Annotated in this window: 26 protein-coding genes; 16 read left to right on the forward strand and 10 right to left on the reverse strand. The window is 63.8% G+C overall.

Translation table 11 applies throughout. From position 1 onward, the window contains the following. The first annotated feature begins 35 nt into the window (after nucleotides 1-35). Nucleotides 36-389 (forward strand): nuclear transport factor 2 family protein, encoded by a 354-nt coding sequence (locus NKJ78_RS21680; protein ID WP_023684393.1) that lies wholly within the window; start codon nucleotides 36-38, stop codon nucleotides 387-389. An 89-nt stretch (nucleotides 390-478) separates the two neighbouring features. Here NKJ78_RS21680 and NKJ78_RS21685 read toward each other — a convergent pair whose 3' ends face one another. Then, the gene (locus NKJ78_RS21685; RefSeq protein WP_352460059.1) at nucleotides 479-958 is read right to left on the reverse strand and encodes an SRPBCC family protein; all 480 of its coding nucleotides are present in this window, start codon (nucleotides 956-958) and stop codon (nucleotides 479-481) included. After that, on the reverse strand, nucleotides 955-1,311 hold the full coding sequence (locus tag NKJ78_RS21690; RefSeq protein ID WP_023687094.1) for an ArsR/SmtB family transcription factor: 357 nt from the start codon (nucleotides 1,309-1,311) through the stop codon (nucleotides 955-957). Before NKJ78_RS21690 ends, NKJ78_RS21685 begins: the two co-directional genes overlap by 4 nt. 165 nt (nucleotides 1,312-1,476) lie before the next feature. On the opposite strand from NKJ78_RS21690, the gene NKJ78_RS21695 reads away from it, so the two are divergent. After that, nucleotides 1,477-1,824, forward strand: a complete 348-nt coding sequence (locus tag NKJ78_RS21695) for an ArsC family reductase (protein WP_023687095.1) — start codon at nucleotides 1,477-1,479, stop codon at nucleotides 1,822-1,824. Between the two features lie 138 nt (nucleotides 1,825-1,962). Here NKJ78_RS21695 and NKJ78_RS21700 read toward each other — a convergent pair whose 3' ends face one another. From NKJ78_RS21700 to NKJ78_RS21710, 3 genes are all read right to left on the reverse strand, one after another. Further along, nucleotides 1,963-2,319 (reverse strand): DUF488 domain-containing protein, encoded by a 357-nt coding sequence (locus NKJ78_RS21700; protein ID WP_023745515.1) that lies wholly within the window; start codon nucleotides 2,317-2,319, stop codon nucleotides 1,963-1,965. 15 nt (nucleotides 2,320-2,334) lie between these two features. Then, nucleotides 2,335-3,591, reverse strand: a complete 1,257-nt coding sequence (locus NKJ78_RS21705; RefSeq protein ID WP_023684389.1) for an aminopeptidase — start codon at nucleotides 3,589-3,591, stop codon at nucleotides 2,335-2,337. 85 nt (nucleotides 3,592-3,676) lie between these two features. Continuing rightward, nucleotides 3,677-4,591, reverse strand: coding sequence for a LysR substrate-binding domain-containing protein (locus NKJ78_RS21710; RefSeq protein ID WP_023687096.1), 915 nt, complete (start codon nucleotides 4,589-4,591; stop codon nucleotides 3,677-3,679). Between the two features lie 94 nt (nucleotides 4,592-4,685). Here NKJ78_RS21710 and NKJ78_RS21715 point away from each other — a divergent pair, with 94 nt between their 5' ends. The 3 genes from NKJ78_RS21715 (at nucleotide 4,686) to sbmA (ending at nucleotide 7,524) form a co-directional block, all read left to right on the forward strand. Then, the gene (locus tag NKJ78_RS21715) at nucleotides 4,686-4,901 is read left to right on the forward strand and encodes a hypothetical protein (protein ID WP_023668495.1); all 216 of its coding nucleotides are present in this window, start codon (nucleotides 4,686-4,688) and stop codon (nucleotides 4,899-4,901) included. An 81-nt stretch (nucleotides 4,902-4,982) separates the two neighbouring features. Next, nucleotides 4,983-6,140, forward strand: coding sequence for a YbfB/YjiJ family MFS transporter (locus NKJ78_RS21720; RefSeq protein ID WP_031247171.1), 1,158 nt, complete (start codon nucleotides 4,983-4,985; stop codon nucleotides 6,138-6,140). A gap of 115 nt (nucleotides 6,141-6,255) precedes the next feature. After that, entirely contained in the window at nucleotides 6,256-7,524 is a 1,269-nt protein-coding gene (gene sbmA / locus NKJ78_RS21725; protein ID WP_023704870.1) for a peptide antibiotic transporter SbmA, read from the forward strand. Between the two features lie 26 nt (nucleotides 7,525-7,550). Here the strand turns inward: sbmA and NKJ78_RS21730 are convergent, their stop codons facing one another. Further along, nucleotides 7,551-8,555 carry a polysaccharide deacetylase family protein gene (locus NKJ78_RS21730; protein ID WP_031247170.1) on the reverse strand — a complete coding sequence of 335 codons (1,005 nt, stop codon included), beginning with the start codon at nucleotides 8,553-8,555 and terminating at the stop codon, nucleotides 7,551-7,553. 193 nt (nucleotides 8,556-8,748) lie between these two features. Here NKJ78_RS21730 and NKJ78_RS21735 point away from each other — a divergent pair, with 193 nt between their 5' ends. Continuing rightward, complete coding sequence (locus NKJ78_RS21735) at nucleotides 8,749-9,411, forward strand: tetratricopeptide repeat protein (RefSeq protein WP_023729304.1); 663 nt, start codon at nucleotides 8,749-8,751, stop codon at nucleotides 9,409-9,411. 76 nt (nucleotides 9,412-9,487) lie between these two features. After that, entirely contained in the window at nucleotides 9,488-10,918 is a 1,431-nt protein-coding gene (gene der / locus NKJ78_RS21740; protein WP_023668490.1) for a ribosome biogenesis GTPase Der, read from the forward strand. 233 nt (nucleotides 10,919-11,151) lie between these two features. Here der and NKJ78_RS21745 read toward each other — a convergent pair whose 3' ends face one another. Then, nucleotides 11,152-12,060: a LysR substrate-binding domain-containing protein gene (locus tag NKJ78_RS21745; RefSeq protein ID WP_023668489.1), complete on the reverse strand. Its 909-nt coding sequence runs from the start codon at nucleotides 12,058-12,060 to the stop codon at nucleotides 11,152-11,154. Nucleotides 12,061-12,177: 117 nt separating this feature from the next. On the opposite strand from NKJ78_RS21745, the gene NKJ78_RS21750 reads away from it, so the two are divergent. From NKJ78_RS21750 to NKJ78_RS21780, 7 genes are all read left to right on the forward strand, one after another. Continuing rightward, entirely contained in the window at nucleotides 12,178-13,473 is a 1,296-nt protein-coding gene (locus NKJ78_RS21750; protein WP_352460057.1) for an MFS transporter, read from the forward strand. Between the two features lie 136 nt (nucleotides 13,474-13,609). Continuing rightward, on the forward strand, nucleotides 13,610-14,794 hold the full coding sequence (locus NKJ78_RS21755) for a cell wall hydrolase (RefSeq protein WP_352444409.1): 1,185 nt from the start codon (nucleotides 13,610-13,612) through the stop codon (nucleotides 14,792-14,794). Between the two features lie 265 nt (nucleotides 14,795-15,059). After that, nucleotides 15,060-15,452: an AtpZ/AtpI family protein gene (locus NKJ78_RS21760; RefSeq protein ID WP_023668486.1), complete on the forward strand. Its 393-nt coding sequence runs from the start codon at nucleotides 15,060-15,062 to the stop codon at nucleotides 15,450-15,452. A gap of 65 nt (nucleotides 15,453-15,517) precedes the next feature. Beyond that, entirely contained in the window at nucleotides 15,518-16,276 is a 759-nt protein-coding gene (locus tag NKJ78_RS21765) for a F0F1 ATP synthase subunit A (RefSeq protein WP_023668485.1), read from the forward strand. A 68-nt stretch (nucleotides 16,277-16,344) separates the two neighbouring features. Next, nucleotides 16,345-16,569, forward strand: coding sequence for a F0F1 ATP synthase subunit C (locus tag NKJ78_RS21770; protein WP_006206606.1), 225 nt, complete (start codon nucleotides 16,345-16,347; stop codon nucleotides 16,567-16,569). A 92-nt stretch (nucleotides 16,570-16,661) separates the two neighbouring features. Continuing rightward, the gene (locus NKJ78_RS21775; RefSeq protein WP_023684380.1) at nucleotides 16,662-17,261 is read left to right on the forward strand and encodes a F0F1 ATP synthase subunit B; all 600 of its coding nucleotides are present in this window, start codon (nucleotides 16,662-16,664) and stop codon (nucleotides 17,259-17,261) included. Nucleotides 17,262-17,271: 10 nt separating this feature from the next. Continuing rightward, nucleotides 17,272-17,763, forward strand: coding sequence for a F0F1 ATP synthase subunit B (locus NKJ78_RS21780; protein WP_023732127.1), 492 nt, complete (start codon nucleotides 17,272-17,274; stop codon nucleotides 17,761-17,763). A 246-nt stretch (nucleotides 17,764-18,009) separates the two neighbouring features. Here NKJ78_RS21780 and rnhB read toward each other — a convergent pair whose 3' ends face one another. Both rnhB and NKJ78_RS21790 read right to left on the reverse strand, forming a co-directional pair. After that, nucleotides 18,010-18,708: a ribonuclease HII gene (gene rnhB / locus NKJ78_RS21785; RefSeq protein WP_023726390.1), complete on the reverse strand. Its 699-nt coding sequence runs from the start codon at nucleotides 18,706-18,708 to the stop codon at nucleotides 18,010-18,012. Between the two features lie 154 nt (nucleotides 18,709-18,862). After that, nucleotides 18,863-20,017: a PA0069 family radical SAM protein gene (locus NKJ78_RS21790; RefSeq protein ID WP_352460056.1), complete on the reverse strand. Its 1,155-nt coding sequence runs from the start codon at nucleotides 20,015-20,017 to the stop codon at nucleotides 18,863-18,865. 150 nt (nucleotides 20,018-20,167) lie between these two features. Between NKJ78_RS21790 and NKJ78_RS21795 the strand changes: the two genes are divergently transcribed. Both NKJ78_RS21795 and NKJ78_RS21800 read left to right on the forward strand, forming a co-directional pair. Continuing rightward, nucleotides 20,168-20,671 carry a glycosyltransferase gene (locus NKJ78_RS21795; protein WP_023687105.1) on the forward strand — a complete coding sequence of 168 codons (504 nt, stop codon included), beginning with the start codon at nucleotides 20,168-20,170 and terminating at the stop codon, nucleotides 20,669-20,671. 252 nt (nucleotides 20,672-20,923) lie between these two features. Then, nucleotides 20,924-21,898: a hypothetical protein gene (locus NKJ78_RS21800; protein WP_352562631.1), complete on the forward strand. Its 975-nt coding sequence runs from the start codon at nucleotides 20,924-20,926 to the stop codon at nucleotides 21,896-21,898. On the opposite strand, the gene NKJ78_RS21805 is transcribed toward NKJ78_RS21800, so the two are convergent. Further along, nucleotides 21,888-22,319 (reverse strand): GFA family protein, encoded by a 432-nt coding sequence (locus NKJ78_RS21805; RefSeq protein WP_023709898.1) that lies wholly within the window; start codon nucleotides 22,317-22,319, stop codon nucleotides 21,888-21,890. The two genes, NKJ78_RS21800 and NKJ78_RS21805, sit on opposite strands and share 11 nt — an antisense overlap. Nucleotides 22,320-22,346 lie beyond the last annotated feature (27 nt).

Consider the following 22,346-nt stretch of genomic DNA (forward strand, 5'->3'; position numbering starts at 1 on the left):
CCTACTTCAAACCAGTCTGAACAGGAGGAACACACATGACCATCGCGGATGTTGCCAAGGATTTCACTGAAATGCTCCAGCAGGGGGATCACCTGGGTGCTGGTGAAAAGTACAATGCCGATGATATCGTCAGCCTCGAAGCCATGGAGGGGCCGATGGCCATCGCCCGTGGCAAGGAGGCTCTCAGGCAAAAGGGCGAATGGTGGCAAGAGAACCACGAAGTCCATGGCGGCTCTGTCGAAGGCCCCTATGTCAACGGCGACCAGTTCGCGGTGCGCTTCAAGTTCGACATAACGCCCAAGGCCACCGGCGAACGGGTCACCATGGACGAGGTTGGCCTGTACACGGTCAAGAACGGCAAGATCACCGAAGAGCGCTTCTACTACTGAGCCCGGGTGCCGTAGGGTTCCGGCGCACTTCGCTGCACGACCCAAAAACCAGGCGGCCGGGACAAAGTCCTGGCCGCAGTGGGAAAAGCTCAAATGGTCTTCACATACTGCGCCAACTGATCGGCCACCGTGCCCCAGCCGTCGAAGAACCCCATCTCTTCATGATTGTTGCGGGTAGCCTCGTCGCGATGGATGGCCGTTGCCGTGTAGCGCGTGCCCTTGTCATCCGACTGAAGCGAAATGACTGCGGTGATGAAGGGCTCGCCGGAGGGCCGATAGCCCGGCAGCAGCGCATCGGTCCACACCAGCCGCTCGTTCGGCACGATCTCGAGATAGCAGCAATGGCGGTCGTTGACCTCCTTGCCGTCGGGCGATTGCATGCGCGTCCGGAACAGTCCGCCCGGACGAAGGTCGATCTCGCAATCGGTGATCAGCCAGGGCTTGGGCGTGAACCATTGCTTGACATGCTCCGGCACCGTCATCGCGCTCCACAAGAGTTCGCGCGGCGCGTCGAGCTTGCGCTCCAGAGTCAGGTCCAGTCTGGGGTCGGGCTTGAAGGGATAGCTCACTTTTCTTGCTCCTTGAGGCTCATCACATAGGCGTCGAATTGATCGAGTCGGCGCTCCCACAGCGTGCGCTGTTCGGCCAGCCAGTTTTCGGCGAGCTGCAGCGGTTCGGGCGCCAGCTGATAGGTCCTGGTGCGGCCGATTTTTTCCGATCGCACCAGTCCGCAGCCTTCCAGCACTTTCAGATGCTCGATGAAGGAAGGCAGCGCCATCTCGAAAGGCTGCGCCAACTCGCTGACCGAGGCCGGACTGCGGTTCAACCGCTCGACCACGCGCCGCCGCGTCGGGTCAGCCAGCGCGCGGAAGATGCCGTCGATCGGCGGGAGACTTGTAGTTGGGGCGTGGAGGCTTGGCATGGGCGATCCTGAGGTCCGTCGACGGGTATGGAAAGATACTTAGGAAAATTCCTTAGTATTGGCAAGCCCTAAAAATGGGCTGATGTGACCGGGGTGCTGGCAAAGCGGGAAGGACGGTTTTAGGCTGTCCGGCGGATTCGACCACCAGCCCAAGGGAAGTGCGTTTTGACGATCACCATGTACGGCATCACCACCTGCGACACGATCAGGAAGGCGCGCACCTGGCTGGAGGGCCACGATGTGCCTTACCGTTTTCACGACTACCGGGCCGAGGGGATAGAGGTGGGCAGACTGGATGGATGGATCGGCAAGGTTGGCTGGGAAAAGCTGCTCAACAAGGGCAGCACGACCTTCCGCGAACTGCCCGACAAGCACAAGCAAGGGCTCGACGAGAAGAAGGCCAGGAAGCTGATGCTGGCCAACCCGACGATGATCAAGCGCCCGGTGCTCGAGGTCGGGGATGAGATTTTGGTGGGGTTCAAGCCGGAGGCTTATGAAGGGGTGGTGAAGTAACGTAGCCTTGCCTCGTCAGCCTATGGCGTAGCAAGGAGCGAAGCGACGCAGCGCAGACCCAAGGATGACGAACGCGTGGAGGGCGATCGCTAATTGTGCAGGCTTTCGCTTGCGGCGTATGCAGCGGTTCGCTGTCTCTCAACCCGTCCAGCGCAAATACCCCGCCAACGCCACCGCATTGTTATGCGCCTCGTCATGTGCGCTATAAAGCAGCGTCACCTTGGCCTTGCCGAGCAAGCCACGCAGTTTCGCCACCGCTTCTCTATTCCCATCCAGCTCGACCGAATACCGCACCTGAAACTCCGCCCATCGCGCCGGCTCATGTCCGAACCACCTCCGCAATTCATCGCTCGGCGCGATCTCCTTCAGCCACAGCGTCAGCGCGGCATCCTCCTTGCTGATGCCGCGCGGCCAGATGCGATCAACCAGCACCCGCTGCCCGTCATCGGGCGCGGGTGCTTCGTAAATTCGCTTGACCGTCAGGTCGAAACCCATCCGCCCTCCGCGAGCTTACGCCCACTCACCCTTGCGCATCACCGGCACCTTGCGGCCATCCTTGTGCACGCCGTCTATGTCGATCTTGTCGGAGCCGATCATCCAGTCGATGTGGATAAAACTCTTGTTGCCGCCGCGCTGGGCGATTTCGTCCTGGGTGAGCGAGGCGCCGTCGACGAAGCATTTTGAATAGCACTGCCCGAGCGCGATGTGGCAGGCGGCGTTCTCGTCGAACAGCGTGTTGAAGAACAGCAGGCCGCTGGCCGAGATCGGCGAGGAATGCGGCACCAGCGCCACCTCGCCGAGCCGGCGCGAACCCTCGTCGGTGTCGAGCACTTTCTTCAGCACGTCCTCGCCCTTCGAAGCCTTGGCCTCGACGATCCTGCCCTCTTCGAAACGCACCGAGATATCGTCGATCAGCGTGCCCTGGTAGGACAGCGGCTTGGTCGAGGATACACGGCCGGAGACGCGCCGTGCATGCGGCGTGGTGAAGACCTCCTCGGTCGGGATGTTCGGATTGCAGGTGACGCCGTTCTTGGCAGTCGAGGCGCCGCCCATCCATTCATGGCCATCGGCCAGCCCGACGGTGAGGTCGGTGCCCGGGCCGCTGAAATGCAGATCATGGAAATTGTGCTCGTTCAGCCACTTTGTGCGGCCGCGCAGCGCTGCATTGTGCGCCGTCCAGTTTGCGATCGGGTCTTCCACATCGACCCGTGATGCCGAAAAGATCGCATCGGCGAGCTTCACCACGGCGACATCGTCGGCATCGCCGGGGAAGACCTGTTTTGCCCAGGCGAGATCCGGGTAGGCGACGATGTTCCAGTTGATGTCGAAGCCGGTGATCTTTTCCAGCGCCGGCTGGTAGGCCATCGAGTTCGCCTTGTTGGCGCGCGCCACTTTCGCCGGGTCCTGCGCCGACAACAGCGACGGGTCCTCGCCGCGCACGGCAAGCCGCGCCGCATTGTTGGAAAAGGCCTTCGCCATGCCTTCATACATCCAGCCGGCGGCGCGGTCGAAGCCGGCATCCGCGCCGTAGCGGAAGCGCGCCAGCGTGATCTCGTCATCGTTGAAGATCGGCGTTACCAGCCCGGCGCCCGCCTTGTAAGCGTGCTCGACGATGCGCCTGGTCAGCGGCAGTGCGGCGATCGACGAGGTCAGCACCAGATCCTGCCCCGGCTGCAATTGCAGCCCGACCTTGATGGCGACTTCCGCCAGCCTGTCGAGCTTCACCGGGTCGATCGTTGCGGAAACGCCGCGCGAATGTGTGGTCATGATCCTGCCTGCCTTGGTCCGGGAGTGAGAGTTCCAACATAGGCCGGCGCGGCTGTCCTTTCCAGCACCGTCGCGACGGACAGCCCTAGGCAGCGCTTTCCAGCGCGCTAAACTGCGCCACGGTCGCCGCGATTTCCTCGCGGATCCAGATCTTGAAATCGCGCACCTTGCGGCTTTCGGTCTTGGTCGCCGAGGTCACCAGCCAGTAGCCGAGGCCGCTCTGCGCCCGCACGCCGAAAGGCGCGACGAGGCGGCCGTCGGCCAGCGCATCGGCGGCCAGCAATTGCCAGCCGAGCATGACGCCATGGCCGGCGATCGCCGATTCCAGGCACAGCATCGGGTCGGTGAAGCGCGCGCCCTTGCGGAAGCTGACCGGCTCGGCCCCGGCAGCCTTGAACCAGCTCTCCCAGTTGATCATCGCCCGTTCGTCGGTGATGGCGCAGGTCTGCGCCAGGTCTTCGATCGACTTCAGTTTCTTGGCGATCACCGGCGCGCAGACCGGAAAGACTTCCTGCGCCAACAAAAGTTCCGCCCGGCCGCCCGGCCATTTGCCGTCGCCAAGCCGGATGGCGATGTCGATGTCGGAGCGCTCGAGATCGGCCAGCCGCACCGAGGCGTCGATGCGCAGCAGCACGTTGGGATGGCGGTCGAAATGCCGCGACAATCGCGGCAGCAGCCATTTCGAAGCGAAGGCCGGCGCCACCGAAACCACCAGCGTGCACTGGCTTGCCTCGTCGGCCAGCGCCACCGCTTGCGCCAGCTCGCGAAAACCGGCGCCAAGCCGGGCGGAAAAAACCGTGCCGAACTCGGTCAGCACCAGCCCGCTCGCCGTTCGTTCGAACAGCGCCTGTCCAAGCTGCTTTTCGGTGCGGTTGATCTGCTGGCTGACGGCGCTGACGGAGACGTTGAGCTCGCCGGCAGCGGCCGCCAGCGAGCCGAGGCGGGCGACGGTTTCGACGGCGCGCAGGCCGTTGAGATGGACGCGGTTCAGCATAGCCATTTCAGTTTTTCTAAACCGGCGCGGCTGAAATCTCAATTGAAAGACAGCCCGACAAGGCAGATTTTAGTGGGACAGTCAGACCGAGGAGGCGAGGATGACGATCGTATCATTGTTCAAGATCTTAGCCGCTGCCGGCCTCCGGCCGGACCGCTATGATGGGATGCACGGCGGCGATGTCATCGACTGGGTTACCGACCCATTGTCGCATCCGGTGCTGGACACCATGTCGGAACGCGAACTCGGAGATATCCCGTTCCGGCTGACGGCGCGCCGCACCGCCTACGAGACCGGGGCGGTCGGCTGCGGCTGAGATGCGGGGGCGTTAGTCGCGCCCGCTGGCCCAACACAAAGCGGATTGTTTCATCGGTCGCCAATTCTATGGTGCGCTGCAATGAACGCCGCTCCATCACCCTTGCGCCTTGCTCTCGCTGGCATGATCGCCATGGCCGTCGCCATGGGCATTGGCCGTTTCGTCTACACGCCGATCCTGCCCGGCATGATGGAGGAGCTGCATCTGTCGCCGGCTGATGCCGGCTGGATCGCGTCGGCCAACTACCTCGGCTACCTCGTCGGCGCGCTTGCGGCGGCCGGCGGCTGGGCGCATGGGCGCGAGCGCCTGCTGATGTTTGGCGGCCTTGCCGCCAGTGCTGCGCTCGCCGCCCTGATGGGGCTGAGCGAGACGATGACCGCCTTTGTCGTCCTCCGCTTCCTTGCCGGTCTCGCCAGCGCCTTCGTCATGGTGTTCATGGCCTCGATCGTCTTCGGTCACCTGGCAGCCGCCAACAGAAGCGACCTGCAGGCGCTGCATTTCGGCGGCGTCGGCCTCGGCATCGCGGCATCCTCAGCGCTGATGGCGGTTCTGGTCACCGAACATGCCGGCTGGGCTTCGGGCTGGCTGTGGTCGGCAGCGATTTCCGCCGGCGGCCTTGCGATGGTCGCCTTGCTCGCCGGCGGCACCGCACCTGGCCGCGGCGTGGCCGACCGCGAACCGGCACTGCCGAGGGACCGGTCGTTGGCAAAAGTCATCGTTGCCTACGGCCTGTTCGGCTTCGGCTATGTGGTGACGGCGACCTTCCTGGTCGCCATCGTGCGCCAGGGCGGCGGCGGCCGCGTCTTCGAGGCAAGCGTCTGGATGGTCACCGGCCTTGCCGGCTTTCCCTCGGTCTGGCTGTGGCAGAAGGTAGCGGCACGGATCGGGCTTTATACCGCCTATGCCTTGGGCTGCCTGGTCGAGGTGGTCGGCGTCACCGCCAGCGTCGCCATCGGCGGCACCGCCGGGCCGCTGCTGGCGGGCGTCCTGCTCGGCGGCACCTTCATCGCCATCACCGCGCTCGGCCTGCAGACGGCAAGGCAGCTCGTGCCGGAGGCGCCGCGCCGGATTTTTGCGCTGATGACCGCTTCCTTCGGCATCGGCCAGATCGTCGGCCCGATCGTCGCCGGACTGCTGGCGCAAGCCTCGGGCAACTTCTTCCTGGCCTCGATCGTCGCTGCTGGCGTATTGCTGGTATCTGCTGGGATCACCTGGTCGGCCGCGCCAAAATCGCCATGATTGTGGTCTTGCTCGATGCCGGGCATCGGGTACGGGCATTTGCTTTCCACCTAATGTGTGACTTTATGCCCGCCGAACCCCGCTGATTTGCGCACCGACCGAGGATTTCACCACAGTGTTCGTATCCTTCTTCCCGCAGCCGAAGCTGTTTTTCATCTCGGCCGTCGTCTGGACTGCGGTTCTCGTGGCAGCCTGGTTCCTCGGTGCTGACCAGCTTGGCGCGTTTCTCGGCTTGCCTCCGGCTCTTGCCGACGCGCCGCCCATCATAGGCGTCTCGGTGTTCTGGTCGCCTCCGTTCCTCTGGTTCTACATCTACTATGCGCTTGGCGTTTTGATATTCTATGGCTTCTGGCACTGGTATTCTCCGCACCCGTGGGACCAATGGTCTATCCTCGGCAGTTCGCTGCTCCTGTTCACGACCTACTTTCAGGTGCAGGTAAGCGTGGCGATCAACGCATGGTATGGACCATTCTGGGACCTCATTCAGGGCATCGTTAGCAAAACGGTCAAGGCAACCGAGGCTGATCTTTACGCTCAAATAATCACTTTCCTCGGTATCGCTCTTGTCGCGGTTACCGTGTTCGTTTTGACAAACTTCTTCGTCAGCCACTGGGTGTTTCGCTGGCGCACTGCGATGAACAATTACTACATGTCCTATTGGCCGAAGCTGCGCCATATTGAGGGCGCTGCACAGCGTGTGCAGGAAGACACGATGCGGTTTTCCAAGATAATGGAAGACCTTGGCACTAGCTTCGTCGATTCCATCATGACGCTTATCGCTTTCATGCCGATCCTGCTCAGTTATTCTAAGCATGTCACAGAGTTGCCATTGATCGGTCATGTTCCTCAGCCGCTGGTTTTGGCTGCGATCTTCTGGGCAGTCTTCGGTACAGTCATCATTGCGACCGCAGGCATCAAGCTTCCTGGCTTGCAGTTTCGTAACCAGCGCGTCGAGGCAGCATATCGCAAGGAACTCGTCTACGGTGAGGACGATCCGGCCCGGGCGCAGCCGCCGACCGTCGCGGAGCTGTTTGCGAGTGTGCGGCAAAACTACTTTCGCCTGTATTTCCACTATGTGTATTTCAACGTGGTCCGCTATCTTTATCTTCAGACCAACAACGTCTTCTCCTACTTCCTGATGGTGCCTTCCATGATCGCTGGAACGCTGACGCTGGGTCTCATCAACCAGGTCAGTTCAGCCTTCAGTCAGGTAACCAACTCATTCCAGTATCTCGTCAATTCTTGGTCGACGATTGTCGAGCTTCTGTCAGTTCACAAGCGCCTTCGCGCCTTCGAGGCGACGATTCGCGGCGAGCCGCTGCCCGACATTGACCGCCACTTCATGGAGCGTCAGGAACAGGCAAAGGAACCCGACCCGGCTTGATCCTATTTGCACAGACGGTTGGCGGCTCAGCCGCCCACCGCCGCCTGCCTCTCGCTACCACGTTGCCGCTGCACATAATCGCGAAAACTGATGCATTCGACGTCGGCTTTCACGCACGTCTCGTCGGCAAAGCGCTCCAGCGCGTTCCAGTAGGCGCCGTCATTCATCAGCGTGAAATGGAAGCTCAGCACCAGCGGGATGCGCTTGCCCTGATATTGCTTGTCGAAGGCGGCGCGGAACGCCTGGTAGGTCCGATCGCTGAACTCGGCTGCCTGGCTCGGCCGCTCGAAACCGCCGGAGTGGCGGACATAAAGATTGTAGTCCATGGCGATCACCGGCCTGCCGCTCCGGCCTTCCGGGATCTGCGGCAGCGAAAAGCGAGTGAGGCCGCCGCTGGTCGGCGGCTCGACCGGGCCGTTCGAAACGCCGCTGGCGTCATAGTCGTAGCCTGCTTCAGCCAGGGCCTTGTAGAGCCCTTTGCCGGTCGAGAGGTAGGGTGCGCGAAAGCCGACCACGGCATGGGCAATAGCGCGCCAGCCTGCGGGCTCGGGCGCAATGCCGTTGATTGCATAGGCGTTCTCCAGAATGCGCTCGAACGATGCGAATTCCTTCAGCCAGTCGGCCTTGCTCCAGTCCTTGCCGTCGAAATGGCCGCAGCCATGGCTGGCGATGTCATGGCCTTCCGAAGCGGCGAGCCCGATCTGATCGAGCCGATCGGCGACGTCCTGCTTCGAAGCGGCAAAGCCGATGTTGGATTTGCCCGCGGACTTGGCCGGAGTTGTGTAGTCGGCCCGCGTCTGCGGCGACAGCAGGAAGACGCAGGACAAAAAGTAGGTGAAATGCGCGCCGGTGCGCTTGGCCAGCGCCCGGCTGCGGTGCCATTGCGAGATCTCCCGGGCGCTATCGAACGAGATGATGACGATTTGCTTCGGCTTTGCCGGGGCAGGCGGCGCCGGCGGGTCGGCGAAAGCCGCACCAGCCATGGCAAGCACGGCTGAGGAAAACGCAACAACGCGGGACAAACGTGGCATCGGCAATCTGGGCTTGATCTGGAGGCAGTCCAAGCCGGCTATCGGCAAAATGTGGCGTGGGTGCGATCAACGTCGGCAGCTATGCGCCCGGCGATTAGCCGATTTTCCTGCCGAGCCCCTTCCATGCCCGCGAAATTTCGCTAAAACGCGGGCTCAAGAAGCGCCCCTGTTAGGGCAGCAATGGTTTTGATTGATGTCCGACGACAGTTTTATCCGCGAAGTCAACGACGAGATCCGTCGCGAGCAGGCGCAGGCGCTATGGGACCGCTTTGGTCCGGCGATCCTTGGCCTCGCCATCCTGGTGGTGCTTGGCACCGCCGCCTTCGTCGGCTACCGCTATTGGGACGAGACCCGCGCCAACCGCTCCGGCGATGCCTTCTCGCAGGCGCTGAAGCTTGCCAATGACGGCAAGAGCGACGAGGCGCTGACCGCCCTCGAACAGCTGGAAAAGGACGGCTACGGCGCCTATCCGCTGCTCGCCCGCATGCGCGCGGCAACCGTCAAGGCCGACAAGGGCGACTTTGCCGCCGCCGTCGCCGATTTCGATGGCGTCGCCGCCGACAACGCCATTCCCCAGGGCATTCGCGACATGGCGCGCCTGCGGGCCGCCCTGCTGCTCGTCGATCACGGCTCCTTCGCCGACGTCTCCAGCCGCGTCGAGGCGCTGACCGCCGACAACAACACGCTGCGCCACACAGCGCGCGAAGCGCTCGGCCTTGCCGCCTGGAAGGAAGGCAAGACCCAGGATGCGCTGAAACTGTTCGACCAGATCGCTGCCGATGACGGCGCCCCGCGCAACGCGCGCCAGCGGGCGACGCTGATGTCGGAATTGATCCGCGGCTCGGGCGCGTCATGATACGCATCGCCCAAAGCCTGCCCTCGGGCCTGACCCAAGGGCGCGCTGCGGTTTGGGCGATGATATGGATAGCCGGATGAGCTTCAAAGTCGCCATTATCGGCCGGCCCAATGTCGGCAAATCGACGCTTTTCAACCGATTGGTGGGACGGAAGCTGGCGCTTGTCGACGACACGCCGGGCGTCACCCGCGACCGTCGCGTCCACGCGGCCAAACTCTACGATCTGCATTTCGATGTCATCGACACCGCCGGCTTCGAGGACGCCGCCGCCTCGACGCTGCCCGGCCGCATGCGCGCGCAGACCGAGATCGCGATCCGCGAAGCCGACCTGATCTTCTTCACCATCGACGCCAAGTCCGGGCTTTTGCCCGACGACCGCACCTTTGCCGAGATCGTGCGCAAGTCCGGCAAGCCGGTCGTGCTGGTCGCCAACAAGGCCGAGGCCAAGGGCGCCCAGGGCGGCATGCTGGAAGCCTGGGAACTGGGCTTGGGCGAGCCGATCCCGGTCTCGGCCGAGCACGGCCAGGGCATGCCCGATCTGCGCGACGCGGTGATCGAGGCGCTGGGCAAAGACCGCGCCTTCGGCGAGGAAGAAGACGAGGCCGAGGACGTCGCCGCCAGCGAGGTGCTGATCGGCGAGGACATCACCGATCCCGACGCCGAACCCGCCTATGACGACACCAAGCCGATGCGCATCGCCGTCGTCGGCCGGCCCAATGCCGGCAAGTCGACGCTGATCAACGCGCTGATCGGCGAGGAGCGGCTGTTGACCGGCCCGGAAGCCGGCATCACCCGCGATTCCATCTCCGTCGACTGGGACTGGCATGGCCGCCGGCTAAAACTGTTCGACACTGCCGGCATGCGCCGCAAGGCCAGGATCCACGAGAAGCTGGAAGTGATGTCGGTGCAGGACGGCTTGCGCGCCATCCGCTTTGCCGAGATCGTCATCATCGTGCTCGACGCCACCATCCCGTTCGAGAAGCAGGATCTGCAGATCGCCGACCTGATCATCCGCGAAGGCAGGGCGCCGGTCATCGCCTTCAACAAATGGGACCTGATCGACAATCCGCAGGAACTGCTGACGGAACTGCGCGAAAAGACCACACGGCTTTTGCCGCAGGTGCGCGGCATCCAGGCGGTGACGGTTTCGGCCGAGACCGGCCGCAGCCTCGACAAGCTGATGGATGCCGTCATCAAGACGCACAAGGTGTGGAACAGCCGCGTTTCCACCGGCAAGCTCAACCGTTGGCTGGAAAGCATTCTGGCGCATCACCCGCCACCCGCCGTCGCCGGCCGCCGGCTCAAGGTCAAATATGTCACCCAGGCCAAGACCCGGCCGCCGGGTTTCGTCGTCCAGTGCTCGCGGCCCGACGCGATGCCGCAATCCTACGTGCGCTACCTCTCCAACAGCCTGCGCGAAGCCTTCGACATGCCCGGCGTGCCGATCCGGATAGCGCTGCGGACTTCGGACAACCCGTTCGCGGGGAGAGCGAACAAGCGCAAGTGAGCGATGACGGTTGCGGAATTCTCCGCAAGATTGGCGGGACAGCACCCCCCTCTGCCCTGCCGGGCATCTCCCCCGCAAGGGGGGAGATCAGTCGTTTCGTCTTTGGAGCCTCTCTTGCAACGTTGAAAATTGGCGAAAGCATTCGCGAGATCCAATCTCCCCCCTTGCGGGGGAGATGTCCGGCAGGACAGAGGGGGGTGTGACGGAACGCTACGCTGGACAGCCGCTTCCGTCTAAGCGACCTCTCTCAACCGCTCGTCCTGCGGCAGCGCCGCCACCGCCGCGTGCCACAATATATCCGCCAGCCGCGCCGCCACCGGGTCCAGTTCGGCGTCTTTCTGGTGCAGCACCAGCGCCATGGTCGGCAGCGCGGGTAAGCCCAGCGTTTGCGGCGCCATCGCCCTGACATTGGCCGGCAGGCCGATATCGGTGCGGATCGTCAGGCCGAGGCCGGCGGCGACCGCCGCCCAGATGCCGCCAAGGCTGGGGCTGGAGAAGGCCATCCGCCATGGCAGGCCGGCGCGGTCGAGCGTTTCCGTCGTCACTGTGCGCAGCAGGCATGGCGCTTCCAGCGCCACCAGCGGCAGTGCCTCGCCCTCGCGCAGCCTGGTCTCGATCAGCTTTGCCGGCCCGATCCAGCGCAATTGCGCGTCGCCGACATGCCGGCTGTAAGGCAGCGCCTGGCCGCTGTCCCAGGCCAGCGCAATGTCGAGATTGCCTGATGTGATCCGCTCGGCGAGTTCATAGCTGCGCCCGATCCGCGCCTCGATCTTGACCTTGGGGTGCGCGCGGGCGAAGCGTCCGAGCACCTCCGGCAGCACCGCCTCGCCGAAATCCTCCTGCAGGCCGAGCCTGACCCAGCCTTCCAGTTCCACGTCGTGGATGGCCGAGGCCGCCTCGTCGTTCAACTCGAGCAGCCGCCTGGCATAGCCGAGCATGGTTTCGCCGGCTTCGGTCAACGCCAGTCCGCGGCCCGACTTGCGGAAGATCGGCGTCGCCGCCTGGTCCTCCAGCTTCTTCAGTTGCGCGCTCACCGCCGAGGTCGAGCGTCCAAGCCGGTCGGCGGCCTTGGCGAAGCTGCCGAGTTCCATGCCGGTGACGAAGCTTCGGAGGACATCGAGGTCGAAGGTTACGCGGCGCATCTCAACGATCCTGTTTTTCGGGAACGATTGTCAAAAAATTCCCGATATTCGGGATGAAGTTATGGCGGTAAAGACGAGGCGTCAAGGTCCCGAGAGGGCATCAACAGGAGTCCCGCCATGTCGATTGCCGACGCAAATTGTGAGCCAGGCCGGGTTGGCCGAGCCGCCGCCGTCACGTCGAAGGCTGAACGATTTCGCGCCAATCATCGCTGGAAGGTGCTTGGCATCGGCGTTGCCGCCAATGCCAGTTTCTCCGCCACCTTCGCCGGCATACCGGCGGCGGCGGTGTTTCTGCGGTCGGGCTATCACTTGAGCAATGGCAATCTCGGTCTGGTCCTCGGCCTTCTCGGACTGGGCGTCGCCTTGAGCGAACTGCCCTGGGGTCTGCTCACCGACCGCTGGGGAGATCGCGGCGTGCTGTTGACCGGCCTTGGTGCGACCGCGGCGTGGCTCGCCCTGATGGCGTTGTTCATCGTGCCCTCAGTGACCTATGTGCCTGGCGTCGCAATGCTGGCCGCATGCCTTCTGGTCGCCGGCCTGCTCGGCGGCAGCGTCAACGGTTCCAGCGGCCGCGCCATCATGGCCTGGTTCCACGAAGGCGAACGTGGCTTTGCCATGAGCATCAGGCAGACCGCGGTGCCGCTCGGCGGCGGGCTCGGCGCGCTGGTCCTGCCGTCGCTGGCATCGGTGCACGGTTTCGCGGCGGTCTTCGGGCTGCTGGCCGCCATGAACGCCGTCTCTGCGCTGTTTGCCTGGCGATGGCTGCACCAGCCGCCGGAACTGGACAATGCCGGCAGCATGGCCATGGCAAAGTCGGGCGGTCCGGCGCCGCTGCGCAATGTCGAGGTCTGGCGCATCGCCACCGCCATCGGCCTGCTCTGCTTTCCGCAAGTGGCGGTGCTCACCTTCGCCTCCGTCTTCCTGCACGATTTCGCCGGCATGGCCACGCTCACGATCAGCGCCAGCCTTGCCGCGGTGCAGACCGGCGCGATGGTGATGCGCGTCTGGAGCGGCCGCTACACCGACCGCCACGGCAACCGCCGCTCATTCCTGCGGCTCTGCAGCGTGACGAGCGCGTTTGGCTTCGCGGCCGTCGGCCTGCTGGTCCTGGCGGCAGGAGCCACGCCAGACGCCCATGCCGCGTTGATCCCGGCGATTGCCGTGCTGCTGGTCGTCGCCGGCATTTCGGTCTCCGCCTGGCATGGCGTGGCCTACACCGAACTCGCCACGCTTGCCGGTGCCAGCCGCGCCGGAACCGCGCTCGGTCTTGCCAACAGCTTCGTCTTCATCGCCTTCTTCGTGGTGCCGACCGCCATTCCGGCTTTGCTGCTCATCTGGTCGTGGCCTGGCGTCTGGCTGGTGGGCGCGCTCTGCGCCATGATTGCATGGCCAATTTTCCTGCGGCCGAACTGACGGGCTGCCGGCCGGCAAACGGCGTCCCATTTCGGGCCGCTTCGGAACAACACGATCGACCGCGTTAACCCCGCATCAAGGTTAATGCTTCACTTTGGCTCTCCAGTGGCTCAGTTGCGTTTCTGGAGAGTTCCCCGTGCATCGACGTGTCCTGAAGCGGCTGGCCGCCGCCGCCGGTGAGAAAAAACGTTCCTTCGTATCGCCATTGGTCATCGGGCTCGGCATCTGGATCGGCTTTCCAACCGTCGTCGCCTACCAGGACATGGGCAGCCTGATTTCCGGCCTCGAAGCTTCGGGCACCCGCTGGAACTCTTATGTCGAGCGATCCGTCGCCGGCTCGGTTCATGCCGCCGAAATGCCTTTCATCGATTCCGTCACCACCGGTTCGCTCTCGGGCTCGGGCGTACGCCTGCCCGGCGTCGGCAAGGTCTCGTTTCGCGGCAAGGGCAATGTCGCCGGCGTCACGCCCGACGAAGACCGCGTGATGCGCGCCGACAAGAAGGGCCGCATCATCCAGGTCTCGCCGGTGGCGCCGCCGAAGAACTTCAATGCCGGCTCGATCTTTCAGCGCACGTCCTCGCTGCTGCGGCCGAGCATGGACAGCGGCCTGAAGCTCGCCTTCGCCAAGCCCGGCATCAAGGGCAAGGAAATCCAGATCGCCCAGGCCTTCCATACCAACCTGGACAAGAAGCCCGATCCCGGCGTGCCGGCCATGCTTGCCGCGTTGGTCAACAATGACAGACCGGACGTGCTGGCCACCGCCTATGCCCAGGCCGAACCCGATTACGCCAAGGCCTCACCCTTCGAGGCGCTGCTGCAGGACGAGGAGCCGAGCAGCGGGCGCTTCATTCCGCCGATGGCCAAGGGTGACCACTCGTGGATTCAGAACCCGCTGCCGGCCAGTGTCTTCTCCACGAAGGAGCAGGCCTGCCTCGCCAACGGCATCTATTTCGAGGCGCGCGGCGAATCCGTGCGCGGCCAGGCCGCCGTCGCGCAGGTCATTCTCAACCGAGTCCGCAATCCGGCCTATCCGAACTCGATTTGCGGCGTCGTCTACCAGAACGACAACTGGCTGAACCGCTGCCAGTTCTCCTTCGCCTGCGACGGCCGCAAGAAGCGCATCGAGAGCCCCGCCCACTACAAGACCGCCCAGGACGTCGCGATGGCGGTCACCGCCGGCAAGATATTCATTCCCGAAGTCGGCTCATCCACCCACTACTACGCCAACTACGTCCATCCGGGCTGGGCGCGCACGATGCAGAAGATGACCAAGATCGGCCTGCATATCTTCTACCGCACCTATGGCGGCGGCTGGAGCTGAGCCCTTCGGTTTGCCTGTCGCAAACGAACCGCAAAGGCCCTGGAAGCCGAAATCGGACAGCGGTCGCCGGACGGATTCGGGGCATGTGCCGACCCGATAGTGCCGGGCACGATGTCGCACCTCGCCAAGTGATTGATTCCAATAGAAAAAATACATGGCTTTGAAGTCCCGCCCGTGGCTTGACGGGCGCAAACCCTCTAACTATGTTGCCGGCGACTTTAGAAGCGGACGGACGGTGACGGTCTGACCGGGCAGGGGGGTTACGATGGCCGACAAGAACGGGCCAGACGGAACCGGAGAAACCGGCCGCGGCAGCAAGCACGAGGCCGACATCCGCGACGAAGATCTCGAACGCCGCCGGCGTGAGCTTGGAGCATCGCTTGCGACAAGACGGCCGGATCAGCTCGAGGGGAATGACGGCGCGAAAGCGACGGCCGGATATGGCCAGGCGCTCAAGCTGTCCAGCGAGTTCATCGCCGGGATAGTGGTGGGTGTGGGCCTTGGCTGGTTTCTGGATCGCGTGGCGGGAACCTCGCCATGGGGTCTGGTCGTCGGCTTGTTGCTGGGCTTTGGCGCCGGCGTGCTCAATGTCCTGCGTTCGTCAGGTGTTGTGGCGGAATTCGGAAAAAGCGAGAAGTCGCACGATCCGAAAGAATGAAATGGCGCGCCGCCAATGGCGCACAAGGACACTTAAGGCCGCTCGCGGTTTTGACGGGGATGTAAATGGCTGCTGACAAGGTCGATCCGATCCACCAGTTCCATATCGTCAAGCTGATTCCGATCAATATCGGAGGCTATGACCTGTCCTTCACCAATTCGTCCCTGTTCATGGTCGCGACCGTGCTCGTCGCATCGGCGTTTCTGTACCTCTCGACCTCCAGCCGCAGCCTTGTTCCCGGGCGCCTGCAGTCGGTTTCGGAAATGGGCTACGAGTTCGTCTCCAACATGCTGCGCGACGCCGCCGGAACGCAGGGCATGAAGTTCTTCCCCTTCGTGTTCTCGCTGTTCATGTTCGTGCTGGTCGCCAACCTGCTTGGCCTTTTCCCCTACTTCTTCACCGTCACCAGCCACATCATCGTCACCTTCGGCCTCGCAGCCCTCGTGATCGGAACCGTCGTTGTCTACGGCTTCACGAAGCACGGTCTGGGCTTCCTCAAGCTCTTCGTGCCGCACGGCGTTCCGGTGTTCCTGTTACCGCTGGTGGTGCTGATCGAGGTGATCTCCTTCGTGTCGCGCCCGGTCAGCCTCTCGGTTCGTCTGTTCGCCAACATGCTGGCCGGCCACATCACCCTGAAGGTGTTTTCGGGCTTCGTCGTCAGCCTGAGCGCGCTCGGCGCCGTCGGCGTTGCCGGTTCGGTGTTGCCGCTGGCCATGGCAGTCGCGCTGACCGCGCTGGAATTGCTGGTCGCTTTCCTGCAGGCCTACGTCTTTGCGGTGCTGACCTGCATGTATCTGAACGACGCCCTGCATCCCGGGCACTGACCTTAGAATTTCCGGCATCTTTCGCCGGATGGAATTGCAACGGAATTACAGATCCAAAGGAGTTTAAAATGGACGCAGAAGCAGCAAAGTACATCGGCGCCGGTATCGCTTGCCTGGGCATGGGCGGCGCGGGCATTGGCCTCGGCAACATCTTCGGCAGCTACCTGGCGGGCGCCCTGCGCAATCCGTCGGCCGCCGATGGCCAGTTCGGCCGCCTGATTTTCGGCTTCGCCGTGACCGAAGCTCTGGGCATTTTCTCGCTTCTCATCGCGCTTCTCGCCTTGTTCGGCTGAGCCCCTGTTCGGCCAATTATCGGTCGGACGAGCTTTGGGAAGAATTGGCTGGCCGCATTCCTGCGGCCATGCCTGATATCAGGGGATAGTCCATGTTCGTGACATCTGCGTTTGCGCAAGAGTCCGCACCCGCCGCTGAAGGCGCCCACACCGGTACGGAAGGCGACACGCATTCCGGCACCGGCGTGCCTGCCGAGGCGCACGGCACGTTCCCGCCATTCGATCCGGCGACGTTTCCGTCCCAGCTTCTGTGGCTGGCGATCACGTTCGGGCTGTTCTATTTGTTCCTGAAGAAGGTGGTGATGCCGCGCCTTGGCGGCATCATCGACGTCCGCAGCGATCGCATCACGCAGGACCTCGACCAGGCCGCCAAGCTGAAGGGCGAGGCCGACGCCGCCGTTGCCGCTTACGAGCAGGAACTGGCGGAAGCCAAGGCCAAGGCCAACGCGATCGGCCAGCAGGCCAACGACGCTGCCAAGGCTGAAGCCGAGGCTGCCCGCAAGAAGGTCGAGGCCGCCCTCGACAAGAAGCTCGGCGAGGCCGAGGCCAGCATTGCTTCCATCAAGGCCAACGCCATGAAGGAAGTCGGCACGATTGCCGAGGACACCGCTTCAGCCATCGTCGATGCGCTTGTCGGCGGCAAGACGAGCAAGGCCGAGATCTCGGCTGCGGTCAAATCCGTGGCCCGGTGAGGAGCACATTATGGACGCCACATCTCTCGCAACGCTCTGGGCAACGGTTGCCCTCGTCATTTTCCTCGGCGTTGCCGTTTACATCAAGGTGCCGGGCCTGATCGCCAAGTCGCTCGACGCCCGCGCGATCAAGATCAGCGACGAGCTTGCGGAAGCCCGCCGGTTGCGCGAAGAGGCCCAGCAATTGCTCGGACAGTACCAGAAGAAGCGCAAGGAAGCCGAGCAGGAGGCCGCAGCCATCGTCGCTGCCGCCAAGCGCGAGGCCGACATGCTTGCCGCCGAGGCGCACAAGAAGACCGAAGACTATGTCACCCGCCGCACTGCGCTTGCCGAGCAGAAGATCGGCCAGGCAGAACGCGAAGCCGTCGCCGAAGTGCGCGCCAGCGCCGTCGACATCGCCGTCGAGGCGGCCCGCACGCTGCTCGCCGGCAAGATCGACGCCAAGGCCGGCGCGGATCTTTTCAAGTCCGCGCTGCAGGACGTGAAGGCCAGGCTGAACTGAGCGGGGTTAACTCGCTGACATCAAGCCGCCCGGGCAACCTGGCGGCTTTTTTGTTGAGCGGCGACGGAGATTGGCGAAGGCGGTGGTGCGCCTGATCTCCCCCCTCGAGGGGGAGATGTCGCCAAAGGCGACAGAGGGGGTCCGTTCGACCAGGCGCGACGCTCTTTCTGCGACCAAGAAGGGCTAGCGCTTGACGCGCGGCGCCCCCCTCTGGCCTGCCGGCCATCTCCCCCTCAAGGGGGGAGATTAGCTGTCCAACCCGACAAACCCTTCTTCCTCAACCACCTCAACCCCACCCAGCCTGAACGGCGCGAATGATGCCCGGTGCAGCCTTGCCACCGGCCCATGCGCTTCGATCGCGGTGCGGTGCCGCACGGTGGCGTAGCCCATGTGGACCTCGAACCCGTAGCGCTCGTGATGGCTGCCGCAGCCGCACATCATGCGGTCGCGCATCACCTTGGCTACGATCGAGGCGGCGGCGATCGATTGCGAGCGCTGGTCGCCCTTGATCAGCGCGCGGCCTTCGCAGAGGAGACCCGGCGGCACATCGCGGCCATCGGCCAGCGCCAGCTTTGCCTGGATCGGCAGGCCGGCAAGGGCGCGGCGCATGGCTTCCAGGCTGGCCTTGAGGATATTGCTGCCGTCAATGCCTTCGGCGCTGACCGAGGCCATCGACACGCCGAGCGCTGACCCCAGGATTTTCAGGAACAGCGCCTCGCGCTGCAAATGGTTGAGCCGTTTGGAATCGTCTAGCCCGTCGGGAATGTTGGCAGGATCGAGGATCACCGCCGCCGCCACCACCGGCCCGGCCAGCGGACCGCGGCCGGCCTCGTCCATGCCTGCCACCGGCCAAAGGCCTTCAGCCATCGCCTTCGTCTCGAAGGAGAAGTCGGGCTTTTCGACGATTTCGAAAAGAAGCGGAGAATCGGAACGCGCGCGAGCCATGTTGCGGCGAGGTTCGCATCGGCTCCGATTCTCCGCAAGTCCCTCCAAGGTCGAGTGGGGCAAGACCGGGAGGGCACCGTCTGCAGGCCGGGGGACAGGCCGGACGGGATTCTTGGGTCGCCTGCCAACCACGAGGGCAGGGCAGGCGCTACTCTCAGAGCAGCATCAGCTGCTCGGTCGCCTTGGCGGCGGCGACAAACTGGTCGGTTCGGAGCGTGCGCCGCTCGGCGTTGAGGCCGAGCCGCTTGGCCGTGATCTCGAAGCGCCGGCCGATCTGCCAGGCATAGGGGCCGGCGCCTTTCATCCGCTTGCCCCATTCCGAATCATAGTCCTTGCCGTCGCGCATCGAACGGATCAGCGACATCACGTGCCGGTAGCGGTCGGGATAATGGCGCAGCAGCCAGTCCTTGAAGATCGGCGCCACCTCGAGCGGCAGGCGCAGGATGACATAGCCGGCCTCGCGGGCGCCTGCGGCGCGTGCCGAATCGAGGATGCGCTCCATCTCCTGGTCGGTCAGGCCGGGAATGATCGGCGCCACCATGACAGAGGCCGGGATGCCGGCATCGGAAAGCTGCCGGATCGCCTCAAGCCGCTTGGTCGGCGTCGACGCGCGTGGCTCCATGGTGCGCGCCAGCATGCGGTCCATCGTTGTCACCGACAGCGCCACCTTGGCCAAGCCCCGTTCGGCCATGCGCGACAAGATGTCGATGTCGCGCGTCACCAGATGGGATTTGGTGACGATGCCGACCGGATGGCCGCGCGCCTCCAGCACTTCGAGGATCTCGCGCATGATCCGGTATTGTTTCTCGATCGGCTGGTAGGGATCAGTGTTGGTGCCGATGGCGATGGTGCGCGGCTGATAGCCATCCTTCGACAGTTCCTTGTCGAGCAGCCGCGCCGCATCCGGCTTGGCAAACAGCTTCGCTTCGAAATCCAGCCCCGGCGACAGGCCCATGAAGGAATGCGCCGGCCGGGCGAAACAATAGACACAGCCATGCTCGCAGCCGCGATAGGGGTTGATCGAGCGGTCGAAGGAAATGTCGGGCGATTCGTTGCGGGTGATGATGGTGCGCGGCTTCTCGACCTGCACTTCGGTCTTGAACGGCGGCAATTCCTCCAGCGAATTCCAGCCGTCGTCGAACACATGCCGGCTGACCGGCTCGAACCGGCCGGATGGGTTGATGCCCGCGGAACGGCCGCGGTTGCGATCCGGCCGGACGCGCATGCCGCTCTGATCGATCATCGCATTGGCCATCTCGGCTCGCCCTGCTCCGAAAGCAGCAATGTCCGCACGCACGATATGTTCCATTTTTGCCCTTTCCCAAGGACTGTCGGCTGGCTGTCGAATCGCTCTGTTCATGAAAATAATCCTATTTCGCTGATGAGAACAAAGCAAGAACTTTTTCGTTGGGCCATGCAAAACTGGCGCTGCGCCGGGCTTTCCGCTATTCGGCTAAAAATGCTCAGCGTTCTCATCGAAACCCGGGATGACGAAGAAGGCCTTGCCCGCACGCTCGCCTCGTTGATCGGCGGCGCGGTCGAGGGCGTGGTGCGCGATGTCATCGTCTGCGACACCGGCTCGACCGACCAGACGCATCGGGTTGCCGATCATGCCGGCTGCCACTTCGTGGCCGGCGGCATTGCCGCGGGAATCAGGCAGGCGAAGGGTGACTGGCTGCTGTTTCTGGAACCCGGCGCAAGGCTGGCGGAGGGCTGGATCGACGACGTTGTCGCTCACACGGCGCGGCAAACCATGCCGGCGCGCTTTTGCCGTGCGCGCGGCAGCCGCACGCCGTTCCTGTCACGGGTGTTTTCGGGCAACCGGGCGCTGGCCGAAGGGCTGGTCATCAGCAAGCGCCAGGCCGCTGCCCTGTCGAAGAACGCGCACAGCGCCGAAGCCCTTGCGCGCGGTCTCGCCACCAGGCGGCTCGACGCCGAAATCTGGCTGGCGCCGAAGAAGTGATGTTTCTCCCTTTTCCCGTTCCCAGGGAGAAGGGTGCCCGAAGGGCGGATGAGGGGCAGCGTCGGCGTCTCATCCGCATTGGCACCGTCGCAGCACCATCCCTCTTTTTCGCCGCAAAAAGCTATTGTGCATTGCACAAAAGCTGACGCGGGATTAGCATTCCGTTGATGCGGGATATCGGGGTTTGGGTAGTGCCGGAGCGGTAAGCAAGCGCCGCGTCGTCGTTGCTGCCGTTCATATCTGAGGACCCCGATGAACCTTTCGTCCCCTGACAAATCCGGCGCCCCCAGTCTGGAAGCCATTGCCCGCAACGGCAGCCTGCTCCGCCGCATTGCGGTGCGTATCCCGACCTATCTGTCCGACCTGCGCGAAAATCCCGCATGGCTGCCGATGTTCGTGCTTGCCCGCACCATGCCGGCGCGCAAGCTGCACTGGCTTGGCGCCAAAGCCGCGCGCCCCGCGCAGAGTGCCGGAGCGACGATGTTCAGGGGCGTCGACCTCAAGTCGATCGTCGCGGCGCTGCGCACCGATGGCCTGTTCTCCGGACTGGTCCTTCCGCAGGCAATCCACGAAGAGATCGCCAGCTTTGCTCAGAGCACGCCGTGCTTCGGCAATTTCGACCGCCGGCTCGAATTCATGCCCGGAGAACACGCAGAAGCCGAGAAGCGGTTCGGCCGCTCTTTGCTCAGCGGACACTATTTCGAGCGCATCCTCGGCTGCAAGGCGGCACTCGTCATCCAGAACGACCCGCTGCTGCTCGACATCGCCCAGCACTATCTGGGCGGGCAGGCAAAGCTGATCACCACGCGTGTCTGGTGGAGCTTTCCGACCGGCGAGGCTTCCGACGCCGACAAGAACCTTGCCTCGCTCGGCAAATATCATTTCGATCTCGACGACTGGCGGATGCTGAAATTCTTCTTCTATCTCAAGCCCTGCGATGCCGGCACCGGCCCGCATGTCTATGTCAAAGCCAGCCACAACAGGCGCAGCCTCAGGCACCAGCTGACGCTGCTGGTCGGCCATCCGGCGCAAGACGTGCTCAAGGTCTATGGCGACGACAGCCCGGTCACGCTGACCGGCGAGGCCGGCCTCGGCTTCGTCGAGGACCCGTTCGGCTTCCACATGGGCACCGTGCCGTCCACCACGCCACGGCTGATGATGGAGGTCGGCTTCGGCGTCTCGCCGCCCTCGCGCCGCCGCTTCCACGGCGAGCCGGTCATCCGCTGACGCCGGAGCGGATCTCGACCGGCATCCAGCGCGCTTGCCGCCGGGCAATGCGACCCTCTTTGTTCTCGGCATCATAGTCCATTGGGACCGGCTCGCGGTTGAACCGCGGCCGGTCATCCAGCGCATTGACGATGACGATCGCTCTCGGTTCGCCGTCGGTGGTCACAGCAGCGACATAGACGCCGCAGTCCCGGCAGATGAGATAATCGGCGGTGCGCAATCCGAACCGGTATCGGTGCAGCCGCGCCTCGTCCTCGACCGAGACGATCAATCGGCCCTGCGGATCGGCAGCGGCGCGCGAACCATGCCGGACACAGAACGCGCACTGGCAGGCGCGGATCTCCACCTCGGCCGGCTCGATTCCCGTTTCGAACGTCAGGTGGATGTTGCCGCAATGGCAGCCGCCGCGGTGCGCGCTCATTGGATCTCTTCCGTCTTGACTTGGCGA

This window comes from Mesorhizobium sp. M0037 (assembly GCF_040323635.1).
Taxonomy (GTDB): Bacteria; Pseudomonadota; Alphaproteobacteria; order Rhizobiales; family Rhizobiaceae; genus Mesorhizobium.

What these genes read in the sequence shown, in the direction of transcription:
- NKJ78_RS21800 (WP_352562631.1), top strand. Translation starts at nt 20,924, where the DNA reads ATGAACCTTTCGTCCCCTGACAAATCCGGCGCCCCCAGTCTGGAAGCC.
- NKJ78_RS21720 (WP_031247171.1), top strand. Translation starts at nt 4,983, where the DNA reads ATGAACGCCGCTCCATCACCCTTGCGCCTTGCTCTCGCTGGCATGATC.
- NKJ78_RS21735 (WP_023729304.1), top strand. Translation starts at nt 8,749, where the DNA reads ATGTCCGACGACAGTTTTATCCGCGAAGTCAACGACGAGATCCGTCGC.
- NKJ78_RS21705 (WP_023684389.1), bottom strand. Translation starts at nt 3,591, where the DNA reads ATGACCACACATTCGCGCGGCGTTTCCGCAACGATCGACCCGGTGAAG.
- NKJ78_RS21690 (WP_023687094.1), bottom strand. Translation starts at nt 1,311, where the DNA reads ATGCCAAGCCTCCACGCCCCAACTACAAGTCTCCCGCCGATCGACGGC.
- NKJ78_RS21745 (WP_023668489.1), bottom strand. Translation starts at nt 12,060, where the DNA reads ATGCGCCGCGTAACCTTCGACCTCGATGTCCTCCGAAGCTTCGTCACC.
- NKJ78_RS21750 (WP_352460057.1), top strand. Translation starts at nt 12,178, where the DNA reads ATGTCGATTGCCGACGCAAATTGTGAGCCAGGCCGGGTTGGCCGAGCC.
- NKJ78_RS21805 (WP_023709898.1), bottom strand. Translation starts at nt 22,319, where the DNA reads ATGAGCGCGCACCGCGGCGGCTGCCATTGCGGCAACATCCACCTGACG.
- NKJ78_RS21680 (WP_023684393.1), top strand. Translation starts at nt 36, where the DNA reads ATGACCATCGCGGATGTTGCCAAGGATTTCACTGAAATGCTCCAGCAG.
- NKJ78_RS21760 (WP_023668486.1), top strand. Translation starts at nt 15,060, where the DNA reads ATGGCCGACAAGAACGGGCCAGACGGAACCGGAGAAACCGGCCGCGGC.
- NKJ78_RS21790 (WP_352460056.1), bottom strand. Translation starts at nt 20,017, where the DNA reads ATGGAACATATCGTGCGTGCGGACATTGCTGCTTTCGGAGCAGGGCGA.
- NKJ78_RS21700 (WP_023745515.1), bottom strand. Translation starts at nt 2,319, where the DNA reads ATGGGTTTCGACCTGACGGTCAAGCGAATTTACGAAGCACCCGCGCCC.
- rnhB (WP_023726390.1), bottom strand. Translation starts at nt 18,708, where the DNA reads ATGGCTCGCGCGCGTTCCGATTCTCCGCTTCTTTTCGAAATCGTCGAA.
- NKJ78_RS21780 (WP_023732127.1), top strand. Translation starts at nt 17,272, where the DNA reads ATGGACGCCACATCTCTCGCAACGCTCTGGGCAACGGTTGCCCTCGTC.
- der (WP_023668490.1), top strand. Translation starts at nt 9,488, where the DNA reads ATGAGCTTCAAAGTCGCCATTATCGGCCGGCCCAATGTCGGCAAATCG.
- NKJ78_RS21715 (WP_023668495.1), top strand. Translation starts at nt 4,686, where the DNA reads ATGACGATCGTATCATTGTTCAAGATCTTAGCCGCTGCCGGCCTCCGG.
- NKJ78_RS21770 (WP_006206606.1), top strand. Translation starts at nt 16,345, where the DNA reads ATGGACGCAGAAGCAGCAAAGTACATCGGCGCCGGTATCGCTTGCCTG.
- NKJ78_RS21710 (WP_023687096.1), bottom strand. Translation starts at nt 4,591, where the DNA reads ATGGCTATGCTGAACCGCGTCCATCTCAACGGCCTGCGCGCCGTCGAA.
- NKJ78_RS21775 (WP_023684380.1), top strand. Translation starts at nt 16,662, where the DNA reads ATGTTCGTGACATCTGCGTTTGCGCAAGAGTCCGCACCCGCCGCTGAA.
- NKJ78_RS21765 (WP_023668485.1), top strand. Translation starts at nt 15,518, where the DNA reads ATGGCTGCTGACAAGGTCGATCCGATCCACCAGTTCCATATCGTCAAG.
- NKJ78_RS21795 (WP_023687105.1), top strand. Translation starts at nt 20,168, where the DNA reads ATGCTCAGCGTTCTCATCGAAACCCGGGATGACGAAGAAGGCCTTGCC.
- NKJ78_RS21730 (WP_031247170.1), bottom strand. Translation starts at nt 8,555, where the DNA reads ATGCCACGTTTGTCCCGCGTTGTTGCGTTTTCCTCAGCCGTGCTTGCC.